15 protein-coding genes are annotated in these 14,106 nt (G+C 62.8%); 14 read left to right on the forward strand and 1 reads right to left on the reverse strand.

The annotated features are described in order from the left end of the window. The 13 genes from EOA60_RS03240 to EOA60_RS03300 all read left to right on the forward strand — a co-directional run. Positions 1-543 (forward strand): preprotein translocase subunit SecY (locus EOA60_RS03240; RefSeq protein WP_281060726.1); only part of this gene is annotated, 543 nt, incomplete at its 5' end. After that, the gene (locus tag EOA60_RS03245) at positions 540-1,130 is read left to right on the forward strand and encodes an adenylate kinase (RefSeq protein ID WP_095825451.1); all 591 of its coding nucleotides are present in this window, start codon (positions 540-542) and stop codon (positions 1,128-1,130) included. The genes EOA60_RS03240 and EOA60_RS03245, both read left to right, overlap by 4 nt. Before the next feature lie 222 nt (positions 1,131-1,352). Then, positions 1,353-1,721, forward strand: a complete 369-nt coding sequence (gene rpsM / locus EOA60_RS03250) for a 30S ribosomal protein S13 (protein ID WP_027170351.1) — start codon at positions 1,353-1,355, stop codon at positions 1,719-1,721. 127 nt (positions 1,722-1,848) lie between these two features. Further along, positions 1,849-2,238 (forward strand): 30S ribosomal protein S11, encoded by a 390-nt coding sequence (gene rpsK / locus EOA60_RS03255; RefSeq protein ID WP_006205444.1) that lies wholly within the window; start codon positions 1,849-1,851, stop codon positions 2,236-2,238. Between the two features lie 99 nt (positions 2,239-2,337). Further along, positions 2,338-3,348, forward strand: coding sequence for a DNA-directed RNA polymerase subunit alpha (locus EOA60_RS03260; RefSeq protein WP_059188661.1), 1,011 nt, complete (start codon positions 2,338-2,340; stop codon positions 3,346-3,348). Positions 3,349-3,452: 104 nt separating this feature from the next. Further along, on the forward strand, positions 3,453-3,884 hold the full coding sequence (rplQ, locus tag EOA60_RS03265; RefSeq protein WP_066989613.1) for a 50S ribosomal protein L17: 432 nt from the start codon (positions 3,453-3,455) through the stop codon (positions 3,882-3,884). 190 nt (positions 3,885-4,074) lie between these two features. Continuing rightward, entirely contained in the window at positions 4,075-5,568 is a 1,494-nt protein-coding gene (locus EOA60_RS03270; protein WP_095825450.1) for a DegQ family serine endoprotease, read from the forward strand. 44 nt (positions 5,569-5,612) lie between these two features. Next, on the forward strand, positions 5,613-6,920 hold the full coding sequence (locus EOA60_RS03275; RefSeq protein WP_066989617.1) for a replication-associated recombination protein A: 1,308 nt from the start codon (positions 5,613-5,615) through the stop codon (positions 6,918-6,920). A 200-nt stretch (positions 6,921-7,120) separates the two neighbouring features. After that, complete coding sequence (locus EOA60_RS03280; protein WP_095825449.1) at positions 7,121-7,951, forward strand: aspartyl/asparaginyl beta-hydroxylase domain-containing protein; 831 nt, start codon at positions 7,121-7,123, stop codon at positions 7,949-7,951. A gap of 122 nt (positions 7,952-8,073) precedes the next feature. Then, positions 8,074-9,060 (forward strand): RluA family pseudouridine synthase, encoded by a 987-nt coding sequence (locus tag EOA60_RS03285; RefSeq protein WP_095800675.1) that lies wholly within the window; start codon positions 8,074-8,076, stop codon positions 9,058-9,060. A gap of 41 nt (positions 9,061-9,101) precedes the next feature. Beyond that, the gene (locus tag EOA60_RS03290; protein ID WP_067321630.1) at positions 9,102-9,977 is read left to right on the forward strand and encodes a DMT family transporter; all 876 of its coding nucleotides are present in this window, start codon (positions 9,102-9,104) and stop codon (positions 9,975-9,977) included. Positions 9,978-9,987: 10 nt separating this feature from the next. Then, positions 9,988-10,779 carry an ATP12 family chaperone protein gene (locus EOA60_RS03295; RefSeq protein WP_095780451.1) on the forward strand — a complete coding sequence of 264 codons (792 nt, stop codon included), beginning with the start codon at positions 9,988-9,990 and terminating at the stop codon, positions 10,777-10,779. A 172-nt stretch (positions 10,780-10,951) separates the two neighbouring features. Then, positions 10,952-12,841, forward strand: coding sequence for an MFS transporter (locus tag EOA60_RS03300; protein ID WP_067321442.1), 1,890 nt, complete (start codon positions 10,952-10,954; stop codon positions 12,839-12,841). Positions 12,842-12,918: 77 nt separating this feature from the next. On the opposite strand, the gene EOA60_RS03305 is transcribed toward EOA60_RS03300, so the two are convergent. Beyond that, positions 12,919-13,113, reverse strand: a complete 195-nt coding sequence (locus EOA60_RS03305) for a DUF2735 domain-containing protein (RefSeq protein ID WP_095825447.1) — start codon at positions 13,111-13,113, stop codon at positions 12,919-12,921. A 308-nt stretch (positions 13,114-13,421) separates the two neighbouring features. On the opposite strand from EOA60_RS03305, the gene EOA60_RS03310 reads away from it, so the two are divergent. Beyond that, a partial coding sequence (locus EOA60_RS03310; RefSeq protein WP_128311063.1) for a glutamine synthetase beta-grasp domain-containing protein occupies positions 13,422-14,106 on the forward strand: 685 nt, incomplete at its 3' end.

Below are 14,106 nucleotides of genomic sequence, written 5' to 3' on the forward strand. Positions count from 1 at the left end.
CCGCTGAAGCTCAACACCTCGGGTGTCATCCCGCCGATCTTCGCCTCCTCGCTGCTGCTTCTCCCGGCAACGGTTGCAGGCTTCTCGCAGACCACCAACCTGCCTGCCTGGGCGAGCACGGTTCTTGCGGCGCTGGGCCACGGCCAGCCGCTCTATATGGCGTTCTATGCGGCGATGATCATTTTCTTCGCCTTCTTCTACACGGCGATCGTCTTCAACCCGAAGGACACGGCCGACCAGCTCAAGAAGCATTCCGGCTTCATCCCGGGCTATCGTCCGGGCGAGCGCACCGCCGAATATATCGACTATGTTCTGACGCGTATCACCGTCATCGGCGCCATCTACCTGGTGCTGGTGTGTCTGCTGCCTGAGTTCCTGATTTCAGCGACTGGCGTACCTTTCTATCTCGGTGGCACATCGCTTCTGATCGTGGTCAGTGTCACGCTCGACACGGTGGCGCAGATTCAGGGTCACCTGATCGCGCACCAGTATGAGGGCCTGATCAAGAAGTCGAAGTTGCGCGGGGGTAAGAGGAGCAGATGAGGCTGATATTGCTTGGGCCGCCAGGAGCGGGCAAGGGGACGCAAGCACAGAGACTGGTAGAAAAACACGGCATACCCCAGCTTTCGACGGGAGACATGCTGCGTGCCGCCGTCCAGGCCGGAACCGAAGTCGGCAGGCGGGCCAAGGCGGTGATGGATGCCGGCGAGCTGGTGTCGGACGCGATCGTCAATGCGATCGTCGCCGAGCGGATCGACCAGCCCGACTGCGCCAGGGGCTTCATCCTCGACGGTTATCCGCGCACGCTGGTGCAGGCCGATGCCGTCGAAGCCATGCTCGCCGAGCGCAACATCGCGCTCGACAGCGTCATCGAGCTCGTCGTCGACGACAAGGCGCTGGTCGGGCGCATCGTCAAGCGGGCCGAGGATGCCAAGGCGGCCGGCCAGCCGGTGCGCAAGGACGACAACCCGGCGGTGTTCGAGGAGCGCCTGCGAGAATATTACAAGAAGACGGCGCCGCTGACCGGCTACTACTATGCCAAAGGCAGGCTGAAGAGCGTTGACGGCATGGCCAGCATCGACGCGGTGACCGCGGAGATCGAGAAGGTGCTCACGGCGGCGGTGAGCTAGGCCGCTCCGACAAGCAAAGATTGCGCTTGACTGGAAGAAGCCATTGGGGTATGGCGGCCCGTCTTCCTATCAGGCATGGACTTTGCTTGCCCGCAAGGGCAGGGCATCTGTTTTGAACCAGGAAACTCCCGCAAGGGCCGGCCTCCACCGGACGCGGGGCAACTTAGATAGCGCCGGGCCTGCCTTTTTGAAGGTGGCCGGCCCAAATGGAGATGAAAGAACATGGCTCGTATAGCCGGCGTCAACATTCCGACCAACAAGCGCGTCGTCATTGCGCTTCAGTACATTCACGGCATCGGCAAGAAGTTTGCCCAGGAGATCGTCGACAAGGTCGGCATCCCAGCGGACCGCCGCGTCAACCAGCTGACCGACGCGGAAGTGCTGCAGATCCGCGAGACGATCGACCGCGACTACCAGGTCGAAGGCGACCTGCGCCGCGAGGTCTCGATGAACATCAAGCGGCTGATGGACCTCGGCTGCTACCGCGGCCTGCGTCACCGCCGCTCGCTGCCGGTCCGCGGCCAGCGCACGCATACCAATGCGCGCACCCGCAAGGGCCCGGCCAAGGCGATCGCCGGCAAGAAGAAGTAATTGGTGAATGGTTGGTGGTGAATGGTGAATGGCGCTTTGACCATTCACCATTTCACTATTCACCATTCACTGCAAAGGTGGAGCCGCTGGCGTTACGGCGGTGTAGAGATCAACTGAAAGGAGTACCATGGCCAAGGAAGCCGCTCGTGTTCGCCGTCGCGAACGCAAGAACATCTCGTCGGGCGTTGCCCACGTCAATTCGACCTTCAACAACACGATGATCACCATCACCGACGCGCAGGGCAATTCGATCGCCTGGTCGTCCGCCGGCGCCCAGGGCTTCAAGGGTTCGCGCAAGTCGACCCCGTTCGCCGCCCAGATGGCCGCCGAGGACGTCGCCAAGAAGGCCCAGGAACACGGCATGCGCATGCTCGAGGTCGAGGTCTGCGGACCCGGCTCCGGCCGTGAATCGGCGCTGCGCGCCCTTCAGGCGGCCGGCTTCACCATCACCTCGATTCGCGATGTGACGCCGATCCCGCACAATGGCTGCCGTCCGCGCAAGAAGCGCCGCGTCTAATATTTTTGAACGCCGCGTGAGCGCCAAGGCGCTCCTCCGCGGCAATTCCAGGCTGCCCGCCACGATTGGATGGTGGCGGGTCAAAGGAAGGAAGACACCATGATCCAGAAAAACTGGCAGGAACTGATCAAGCCGAACAAGATCGAGTTCTCGTCGAAGAAGAAGACGCTGACCACGCTTGTGGCCGAGCCGCTCGAGCGTGGCTTCGGCCTCACGCTCGGCAACGCGCTGCGGCGCGTGCTTCTGTCTTCGCTGCGCGGTGCGGCCGTCACCGCCGTGCAGATCGACGGCGTGCTGCATGAGTTCTCGTCCATCGCCGGCGTGCGCGAGGACGTGACCGACATCGTGCTCAACATCAAGGAAATCGCCATCCGCATGGAAGGCGATGGTCCCAAGCGCATGGTCGTGCGCAAGCAGGGCCCGGGCGCCGTGCTTGCCGGTGACATCCAGACCGTCGGCGACGTCGAGATCCTCAACCCCGACCACGTGATCTGCACGCTGGACGAGGGCGCGGAGATCCGCATGGAATTCACCGTCGACACCGGCAAGGGCTACGTGCCGGCTGAGCGCAACCGCGCCGAGGACGCGCCGATCGGCTTGATCCCGGTCGATAGCCTCTACTCGCCGGTCAAGAAGGTCTCCTACAAGGTCGAGAACACCCGCGAGGGTCAGGTTCTCGACTATGACAAGCTGACCATGACCATCGAGACCGACGGTTCGATCTCGGGCGAGGACGCCGTGGCTTTCGCGGCCCGCATCCTGCAGGACCAGCTCAGCCTGTTCGTCAACTTCGACGAGCCGCAGAAGGAAGTCGCCACCGAGGCCGTCACCGAGCTCGCCTTCAACCCGGCGCTGCTCAAGAAGGTCGACGAGCTCGAGCTTTCGGTGCGTTCGGCCAACTGCCTGAAGAACGACAACATCGTCTATATCGGCGACCTGATCCAGAAGACCGAAGCCGAGATGCTGCGCACTCCGAATTTCGGCCGCAAGTCGCTGAACGAGATCAAGGAAGTGCTGGCGGCGATGGGTCTGCACCTCGGCATGGAAGTGCCGGACTGGCCGCCGGAAAACATCGAAGACCTCGCCAAGCGTTACGAGGATCAGTATTGAGCATGAATTCCAAGGATCGGCGGCGCGAGCCGCTCGATCCGACGGTCATGCGGAAAACCATCAGAGGCCGTGGCCTCTTGAACAACTAAAGAAGGAAAAGAGCCATGCGCCACGGTTTCAAAGGCCGTCGCTTCGCCCGCAGCGTAAGCCACCGCAAGTCGATGTTCGCCAACCTCGCCGTGTCTCTGATCGAGCACGAGCAGATCGTCACCACCCTGCCGAAGGCGAAGGACCTGCGTCCGATCGTCGAGAAGCTGGTGACGCTCGGCAAGCGCGGCGACCTGCACGCCCGCCGCCAGGTGATCGCGCAGATCGGCAATGAAGGCGTCGTCAAGCGCCTGTTCGAAACCATCGCACCGCGCTACGCCAGCCGCAACGGCGGCTACCTGCGCATCATGAAGGCGGGCTTCCGCCACGGCGACAATGCCGCCATGGCGGTCATCGAGTTCGTCGACCGCGACACCTCGGCCAAGGGCGCCGCCGACCGCGCGCGTCTCGAGGCCGAAGGCGGCGAAGAGGAAGCCGCGGCCGCATAAGGCCAGGTTTTCAGCGAATGAATTCAAGGGGCCTTCGGGGCCCCTTTTTCGTTCTGAAGCCAGCGAGCAGGGCGAGCGGATTTTCGTTCTCGTTCTCACGCTTTTGCGCGACAAGCATCGTATTTCCGTGCATTAGCCTTTCATTCTGCACAATCGTCGGGACAATGGCGCCTGATCTGGAGGATTCGGAATGCACCTCAAACGGCTGTTTCTTATTGCGGTTTGCACGCTTGCCGCTTTCGCCGCGGCTCCTAGCGTCAGACAGGCATTCGCAGAAGATGCCGCCAAGCCGGCCGACCCTGGCCTTTCCGACGTGCTGACCGATCTCTTGCATGGCGTCGAGGGCGAGAACTCCACTTCCGGGCCCGACAAGCGCGTGCCGTTCGGCCGCGAGGAGGTGCAGCTTTCGTTTGCGCCGCTGGTCAAGCAGACGGCGCCGGCCGTGGTCAACGTCTACGCCTCGCAGACCGCAAAGGTGACCTCGCCATTCGAGGGCGATCCCTTCTTCGAGGAGTTCTTCGGCCGCGCGCAGCCGCGCGCGCAGTCTTCGCTCGGTTCCGGCGTGCTGGTCGATCCGAGCGGCGTGATCGTCACCAACTACCATGTCATCAAGGATGCCGACGAGGTGAAGGTCGCGACGGCCGACGGGCGCGAGTTCACATCCAAGGTGATGCTGAAGGACGAGACACTGGATCTTGCCGTGCTCAAAATCTCCGCCGACAAGCCGTTCCCGGTGATCGCCATCGGCGATTCCGACGCGCTCGAGGTCGGCGACCTGGTGCTCGCCATCGGCAATCCCTTCGGCGTCGGCCAGACGACCACCAGCGGGATCGTTTCGGCGCTTGCCCGCAGCCATATCGGCGTTTCCGACTCCGGCTATTTCATCCAGACCGATGCCGCCATCAATCCCGGCAATTCCGGCGGCGCGCTGATCAACATGGGCGGCCAGCTGGTCGGCATCAACACGGCTATCTATAGCCGCAGCGGCGGCTCGATCGGTATCGGTTTCGCCATTCCGTCGAACATGGTCAGGGCTTTCGCCGACGCCGCCAAAGCCGGCCTGGATTTCTTCGAGCGGCCCTATATCGGCGCCGAGTTTGAAGCCGTGACACCCCAGATCGCGGAATCTCTTGGCATGGAAAAGCCGACAGGCGCGCTGGTCTCGTCGGTCGATGGGGCCGGACCGGCCGGCAAGGCGGGGCTCAAGCCCGGCGACGTCGTGCTGTCGCTCAACAACACCCCGGTCGAAAGCATCGAGGCGCTGGATTACCGCATGGCGACGCTGTCGATCGGTACCAAGGCGACCTTCGCAGTGCTGAGCAAGGGCCAGCAGGCAACGCTTGAGATTGCGCTGGAGCGCGCCCCCGAAGGCGCGAAGCCGAGCGAGGTCACGCTGCATGGCCGCAGCCCCTTCGCCGGCGCCAAGGTGGCAGAGCTTTCGCCGCGCCTTGCCCAGCGTCTCGGGCTGCGCACCGACATGAAGGGGGTCACCGTGGTCGACATCAACCGCGATTCACCGGCCGCCGATTTCGGCTTCCAACCGGGCGACATCGTGCGCGAAGTGAACGGCACGAGCATCGATAAGGCGGCGACGCTGGCACAGATTGCGCAGCAGGACACGCGGTGGTGGCGGTTTACCGTCGAGCGCGGTGGGCAGATACTGCGCCAGGTGTTGCGTTACTGAGCAGGCTCTGGAAAAGGGGCCGCGTTCCAACCAAATAAAAGTGCATGGCCGATCTGTTCAGCGTCGATGAACCGGAGAAGGCGCCGCCCGGCCGCCCGCTGGCTGACCGGTTGCGCCCGAAGACCCTTGGCGAGGTTGTCGGCCAGGAGCACTTGACCGGCCCGGATGGCGCGCTGACGCGGCTGATCAATTCCGGCACGCTCGGCTCGATGATCTTCTGGGGCCCGCCCGGCACCGGCAAGACGACGGTGGCGCGGTTGCTCGCCGGCGAAACCCACCTTGCCTTCGAGCAGATATCGGCGGTGTTTTCCGGCGTCGCCGACCTGAAGAAAGTGTTCGAGGCAGCAAAACTGCGCCGGACCAATGGCCGCCAGACGCTGCTCTTCGTCGACGAGATCCATCGCTTCAATCGTGCCCAGCAGGATGGTTTTTTGCCGGTCATGGAAGACGGCACGGTGGTGCTGGTCGGCGCCACGACGGAGAACCCATCCTTCGAGCTGAACGCGGCGCTTCTGTCCCGCGCGCGGGTGCTCGTCTTCCGCTCGCTGGACGAGGAGAGCATCGCCAAGCTGCTGGAGCGGGCCGAGGCGACCGAGGGCAGGGCGCTGCCGCTCGACGACGAGGCGCGGGCCATGCTGATCCGCATGAGCGATGGCGACGGTCGTGCCTCGCTGACGCTCGCCGAGGAGGTCTGGCGCGCCGCCAAGCCGGGCGAGGTGTTTGGGCCCGAAGGCCTGCAGCGCGTCATCCAGCGTCGCGCGCCGATCTACGACAAGGGCCAGGACGGCCATTACAACCTGATCTCGGCGCTGCATAAATCGGTGCGCGGCTCGGATCCGGACGCTGCGCTGTATTACCTCGCCCGCATGTTCGATGCCGGTGAGGATCCGCTCTATCTCGGCCGCCGGCTGGTGCGCATGGCGGTGGAAGATATCGGGCTTGCCGATCCGCAGGCCCTGGTCGTCGCCAATGCCGCAAAGGACGCCTACGATTATCTCGGCTCGCCCGAGGGCGAACTCGCCTTCGCCGAGGCCACCGTCTACCTCGCCACCGCGCCCAAGTCGAATGCCGTCTACACCGCCTTCAAGGCGGCGACACAAGCGGCCAAGGAATTCGGCTCGCTGCTGCCGCCCAAGCACATCCTCAACGCGCCGACCAAGCTGATGAAGGAAGAGGATTACGGCGCCGGCTACCGCTACGACCACGACGAGCCGGATGCCTTTTCCGGCCAGGACTATTTCCCGGAAAAGATGGGCCGCCGCACTTTCTACGATCCGCCCGAGCGCGGCTTCGAGCGCGAGGTCAAGAAGCGGTTGGAATACTGGGCAAAGCTGCGCAAAGAGCGGGAATAGCCGCTTCCGCGACTCGGCGGGCCCTTGGCGGCGAAGCTTCGTCGGCATGACAGCAAAGTCGAGATGCTGGCGCGATCGTGAGCGGGCAAACCTGTTCCAGATTGTGCCGCGTCATGAAAAATCCTATGAAGGCGCACGGCTGGCGGGGGTCGCCGTGATTTGGCTCATGCGAACAGGATCGCGCTCCCAAGCGAAAGACTATGACAAAGCAAACCCGTAAGACTCTTCGTCAGGCTGCTATCGCAGTCCCGCTTCTCGCGCTTGGCTTTTATTTTATCCCGATCCTGACCACGATCTGGATCGTCTGCGGCCTGATCGACGTGATGCGCAATGCAAACAAGGATCTGTCGTTGTTCCGCGGCTATTTCCTCGGCAACGGCATCTTCACCTGGCTGCTGTCGCCGTTCAACCTTTTGGTCGACCTGCTTTGCTATCGGAACCCGGGCGTATGGAAGCTGGAGCAGTTCCCTGCAGACTATCAGCGCGAGGTCAACGAGGTTCTCGACGTCTTCAAAGCTCGCAAGAACGAGATCATCGCCGATATCGACGCCAATTTCGGCACCGGTCGGCGCGGCATGTATGTCTATCAGTGGTATGGCAAGCACAAGATCGACAACGTCGCGGAATTCAACAAGGACTTCAAATACATCAAGACCATCGCCGTCTCAGTCTTCAGAGGCAAGGAATCGACTTCCTGGCATTTCGGGCCGCTGCGGCTCAGCCTGCGCATCCTCTACAACCTGTTGCCGGTCAAGGCTGAGATTTTCGTCGAGTGCAACGGCGCCAGGAACTACTGGCACGACAACCCGCTTTACATTTTCGACGACACGCTGCTGCACCGTTCAGTGAACGAATATGACGGACGCCGCTACTGCGTGTTCATGGATATCATCCGTCCATCGCCATTCCCCGGCCTGATCGCCAACCTTCTCGCCATCGTCTCGGTCAGCGTCGAGCGCGTCAATTCCATGTTCTACAAGAACTGGAAGATGATCGGCTCGTCCAAGGCCAAGAAGGCGGCCGCAAACTGAGGCGTCCGCGCCCGCGGCTGCGCAACGCTCTTTGGCGCGATCTTTGTCCGTTGTTGGGTCTTTGGCTCGCAACCTCTCTGCCTTAGTGCTATGGCGCCGCTTTCAACCGGAAAAGCGTAACCATGGCAGGTGTCGAACAAATCACGGTGGAGGCTGGCGAAGCGGGCATGCGGCTCGACCGCTGGTTCAAGGTCCATTATCCGGGCCTCGGCTTCGGTCACCTGCAAAAGCTCTTGCGCTCGGGCCAGGTCCGCGTTGATGGCGGCCGCGTGAAGGCCGACACGCGCGTCGAGCCCGGGCAGACCGTGCGCATTCCGCCGCTCGAAGTCGACAAGAAGGGCGACGCCCCGCTCACCGGCCATTCGATCCGCAACCAGGGCGATGCCGATGTGCTGGCCAAGATGCTGCTGCACGAGGACCCGAAGGTCTTCGTCTTCAACAAGCCTGCCGGGCTTGCCGTGCAGGGCGGCTCCGGCGTCACGCGCAATGTCGACGACATGCTCGAGGCCTGGCGCAACCAGAAGGGCGAGAAGCCGCGCCTCGTCCATCGCCTCGACCGCGACACTTCCGGCGTGCTGGTCGTTGCCCGCACCCGCCTTGCCGCGATGAAGCTGTCGGAAGCGTTCCGGGCGCGCGAGACGAAGAAAACCTATTGGGCCTTGGTCAAGGGCGTGCCGCCGAAGCGCGAGGACAAGATCTCGACCTGGCTGGTCAAGGAGGCGACGCCGGACGGCGACCGCGTGCGCATCGCCAAGCATGGCGAGAAGGGCGCCGACCATGCCGTTTCCTATTACCGCGTCGTCGAGCAGGCGGCGCAGTCGCTGTCCTGGCTGGAAATGGAACCTTATACCGGCCGCACCCACCAGCTTCGCGTCCATGCCGCCCATATCGGCTGCCCGATCATCGGCGATCCCAAATATTTCGAGGCCGACACCAATTGGGAGTTTCCCGGCGGCATCCAGAACCGCCTTCATCTTCTCGCGCGCCGCATCGTTATCCCGCATCCAGACCAGGGCGTCATCGATGTTACCGCGCCGATGCCGCCGCATATGCGCCAAAGCTGGAACTTGCTCGGCTTCGATGAGCAGAGCGCGGAGGACGACAATTGAGCGGTGCTGCCGATACATTCGGCCGACGCGACGCGGTCGACATGACCGCGGCCGCCATGATGGTCGGGCTGACATTGTCCTGGGGCCTGAACTACGTCGCCGCCAAGGTCTCCTATGCCGGCTACGATCCGGTCTTCGTATCGATCGCGCGCTCGATCATCGGCGGGCTGTGCGTTCTCGGCTGGTGCCGGTTGCGCGGCATCAAGCTGTTTGAAGCGGATGGGACGCTCAGCGCCGGTATTGTCGTCGGCGTGCTCTTCGGCGTCGAGTTCCTGTTTCTCTATATCGGGCTGGAATACACGACCGTCGCTCGCAACACGCTCCTGGTCAACACCATGCCGTTCTGGGTCCTGATCGGCGGCCATTTTTTACTCGGCGAGCGCATCAACGCGCGCAAGCTTGGGGGCCTCGTGCTTGCCTTCTGCGGCCTTTTGGCCGTGTTCTCAGACGGCATCTTCGCCGGCAATGACGCGACGCTGACGGGCGATCTGCTCAGTCTTGGCTCGGGCATCCTGTGGGCGTTGACCAGCATCGTCATCAAGCGATCGAAGCTGGTCGAAACCAGCGCCGAGAAGCTTCTGCTCTATCAACTCGCGGGCGCCGCCGTCGTCGGTGCCCTTGTGATGCCGTTCGCCGGCCCGCCGATCCGCGAAATCGCTGCATTGCCGACACTGGCATTGATGTTCCAGTCTTTCTATATCGTCGCTTTCACCTATGTTTTGTGGTTCTGGCTGCTCACGCGCTATCCGGCGGCAGGCCTGTCCAGCTTCGCCTTCCTGTCGCCGGTGTTCGGTGTTCTGTGCGGCGCCGTGCTTTTGGGCGAGCCGCTGACGATCAGGATCTTCCTGGCACTGGGCCTGATCGCGGCCGGGCTGATCATCGTCAATCGGCCGTCGCGCAAGCAGGTCCCAGCGTAAGGAGTTCGAGATGCGCGACATCCTCAACGACCTCGAAGCGGGAAAGCAGCTTTCAGATCCCGATCCGGTGCGCCGCGCCCAGATCCAGATGAAGACGCCGCTGCCGAAGCGCTTCTACAAGGCGGTTTCGGTAGTGCCGGTCGAAGGCGGTTTTGCCGTCCATCTGGACGGCAGGCCGGTCCGCACGCCGGGAAAGGCGCTGCTGGTGTTGCCGACTGAAGGAGCCGCGACGCTGGTTGCTGACGAATTTTCCGCCCAGCGCGAGATCATCGACCCTGTGACCATGCCGGTGATGCGCCTTGCCAACACGGCACTCGACGGTGTGGCCAGCGACCCGCAAGCGGTGCTGGAGGATGTCCTGCGCTTCGCTTCGTCGGACCTGCTTTGCTACCGAGCCGATGGCCCGCAGGGGCTGGTAGACCGTCAGAACAGGCTCTGGGATCCGGTTCTCGATTGGGCAAGAAGCAACCTCGGCGTGCGCTTCAACCTCGCCGAAGGTGTCATCCATGTCGAGCAGCCGCGCGAGACGATCGCCGTCCTTGGCGCTCATCTTGCCCAGCGCGCCGAGCCGCTGCGTCTGGCCGCGATCCACGTCATGACCTCGCTGACCGGCTCAGCGCTGCTGGCGCTTGCCGTCGACTTCGGCGAGCTCGACGGCGAGGAGGCCTGGGCCGCCGGCCATGTCGACGAAGACTGGCAGATCGAGCACTGGGGCCAGGATGCCGAAGCCGTCGCGCGCCGCTCCGCCCGCAAGCGCGACATGATGGCGGCAGTCAGCCTGCTTGAGGCGCTCAAAGCCTGAGCTCCGCTTCGCATTGCATCTAATACCAAAGTCATAATCCCATCGTCGCGGTGCCTTTCCGGGGCGCTTTCTGCCATTTTTTCCTTCGTTGGCCGCGTTTTTGAGTCCGAGGAATTGCGGACGGTGGCGCGCAGCCATCGAGGACAGACGGGATCCACGGGAGGATATATCAATGGCAATGGCATCGACCGCCGGCGGAAAAAGCCGCGGCATGACGCGGGAGGAAAAGAAGGTCATCTTCGCCTCCTCGCTCGGTACCGTTTTCGAATGGTACGATTTCTATCTTTACGGTTCGCTGGCCGCCTTCATCGGCGCGACCTTCTTCAGCCCGACCATCCCCGAGGCGACGCGCAACATCTTCGCGCTGCTGGCTTTCGCCGCCGGCTTCCTCGTCCGTCCCTTCGGCGCGCTTGTGTTCGGCCGCATCGGCGACCTCGTCGGCCGCAAATACACCTTCCTCGTCACCATGACGATCATGGGCCTGTCGACCTTCCTGGTCGGCCTGCTGCCCGGCTATGCCAGCTGGGGCATCGCGGCACCGGTGATCCTGATCGGGCTTCGCATGCTGCAGGGGCTGGCGCTTGGCGGCGAATATGGCGGTGCCGCAACCTATGTCGCCGAGCACGCGCCGGACGATCGCCGCGGCTTCTACACCTCCTGGATCCAGACGACGGCAACGCTCGGCCTATTCCTGTCGCTGATCGTCATCCTCATCGTCCAGGGTTCGCTCAGCAAGGAAACCTACGCTGCCTGGGGCTGGCGCATTCCCTTCATCGTCTCCTTCCTGCTGCTTGCCATCTCGATCTGGATCCGGCTGTCGCTTTCGGAGTCGCCGACCTTCCAGCGCATGAAAGAGGAGGGCAAGGGCTCCAAGGCGCCGCTGTCAGAAGCCTTCGGCCAGTGGAAGAACGCCAAGATCGCACTTCTGGCGCTGCTCGGCCTCACCGCAGGCCAGGCCGTGATCTGGTACAACGGCCAGTTCTACGCGCTGTTCTTCTTGCAGAACGTGCTGAAGGTCGACGCGTGGTCGGTCAACGTCATGATCGCGATCGCGCTTGCCGTCGGCTCGATCTTCTTCGTCGTGTTCGGCTGGCTGTCCGACAAGATCGGCCGCAAGCCGATCATCATGGCCGGCCTTGCTTTGGGAATCGTCTGCACCTTCCCGCTGTTCAAGGCGCTGACCTGGGCCGCCAATCCGGCGCTGGCCACCGCACAGCAGAACACGCGCGCGACGGTGACCGCGGCACCCGGCGACTGCAGGTTCCAGTTCAATCCGGTCGGCACGGCGAAGTTCACGACATCCTGCGATATCGCGACCTCGTTCCTGACCAAGAACTCGGTGCCTTACGACGTCGTTTCGACCGCGGCACCCGGCACGGCCGCCACGGTCAAGATCGGCAACGAGACGGTGCAGTCCTATGACGCCGTCGCCGCCGGCGATCAGGCCAAGGCCAAGGAGGCCGCCTTCCAAAAGGCCGTCAACATGTCCCTGCAGGATGGCGGCTATCCGCTGAAGCGGGCCGCGGCCAAGGTGCCGGACCAGAAGCTCGACGCCTTCGTCGCAGCCAATCCGGAACTGAAGCTCGATGCCGCGGCGATCCGCGGCGGCGAGAAAACGACCGTTCCGACCGACAAGGCGGTGGCCGACAAGCTGCTGACCAAGGAGGAAGCGGCCGGCGCCCCCGAGGTCACCGTCTACAACATCCCGGGCGGTGGTGCCTTTGCCATGGTCGCCGATCCGGAGGCGGTGAATTGGCCGGTGACGATCGGCATCCTGTTCATCCTGGTCGTGTTCGTGACCATGGTCTACGGGCCGATCGCCGCAATCCTGGTCGAGATGTTCCCGACCCGCATCCGCTATACCGGCATGTCGCTGCCTTACCATATCGGCAATGGCTGGTTCGGCGGCCTGCTGCCGGCAACGGTGTTCGCACTCAGCGCCTACAAGGGCGACATCTATTACGGCCTCTGGTACCCGGTGGTGATCGCCGCGATGTCGCTTATCATCGGCATGATCTTCGTCAGGGATACGCTTGGCACCGATCTGGACGCCAAGCAGTAGCCGATCCTCGGCAAATGAAGAGCCCGGCGCGAGCGATCGCGCCGGGCTTTTTCTCGTCTCGAGCTGGAAAGAATTGGTCAGCTCTTGCGCTGCTTGTGTTCTTCCTCGATTGCCGCCTGATGGTACCAGCCGTCGAAATCTGCGTGCGTATTGCGCAACGAGGCAAGCTCTGCCGCGAATTTCGCCTTTGGGCCTAAATTTGAGGCAGACGCCCGGCCTGCAAGCGGGAACATCAGGATCTTTGCCGAAGGACGGGACGTGGTGACATCCATTGGCGGCCTCCTACCTCTTCAGGAGCAAGTCGATTCAAATCTGTTCCCAAGATAGGTTCTGCGATTCATTTAGGCAATATGCTCACAAAAAGATCAGGCGTTGCACAATATTTATGCAGAAAGCGCGCCTGAACGATCGCCGCGCATTGCTGCGCAGGCTCAGCAAAATCAACGCTTTGCGATGACCATTTTGCCGCACCCTGGACGAGGAGAGTGGCATACGAATTGCATTTTAGCGCACGGCAGGCCGGCTCGGTCCGGCCATGCGTTGATGCCGCCCCGGCGTCCAAGCAACGAGAGGCACTGGAATGACCAAATACAAACTCGAGTATATCTGGCTCGACGGCTACACCCCGACCCCCAATCTGCGCGGCAAGACCCAGATCAAGGAGTTTGCCGAGTTCCCGACGCTTGAGCAGCTGCCACTGTGGGGCTTCGACGGCTCTTCCACGAACCAGGCCGAAGGCCGCAGCTCCGACTGCGTGCTGAAGCCGGTTGCGCTCTATCCGGATCCGGCGCGCACCAACGGCGTTCTCGTCATGTGCGAAGTCATGATGCCCGATGGCGTCACCCCGCATGCATCGAACAGCCGCGCGACGATCCTGGACGACGAGGACGCCTGGTTCGGCTTCGAGCAGGAATATTTCTTCTACAAGGACGGCCGCCCGCTCGGCTTCCCCGAGAGCGGCTATCCGGCGCCGCAGGGACCTTATTACACCGGCGTCGGCTACAAGAATGTCGGCGATGTCGCGCGCCAGATCGTCGAGGAGCATCTCGACCTCTGTCTCGCCGCCGGCATCAATCATGAAGGCATCAACGCCGAAGTGGCCAAGGGCCAGTGGGAGTTCCAGATCTTCGGCAAGGGTTCCAAGAAGGCCGCCGACCAGATCTGGATGGCGCGCTACCTGCTGCTGCGCCTTACCGAAAAGTACGGCATCGACATCGAGTTCCACTGCAAGCCGCTCGGCGAGACCGACTGGAACGGCTCGGGCA

It is taken from the genome of Mesorhizobium sp. M1A.F.Ca.IN.020.06.1.1 (genome assembly GCF_004023265.1).
Classification (GTDB): domain Bacteria; phylum Pseudomonadota; class Alphaproteobacteria; order Rhizobiales; family Rhizobiaceae; genus Mesorhizobium.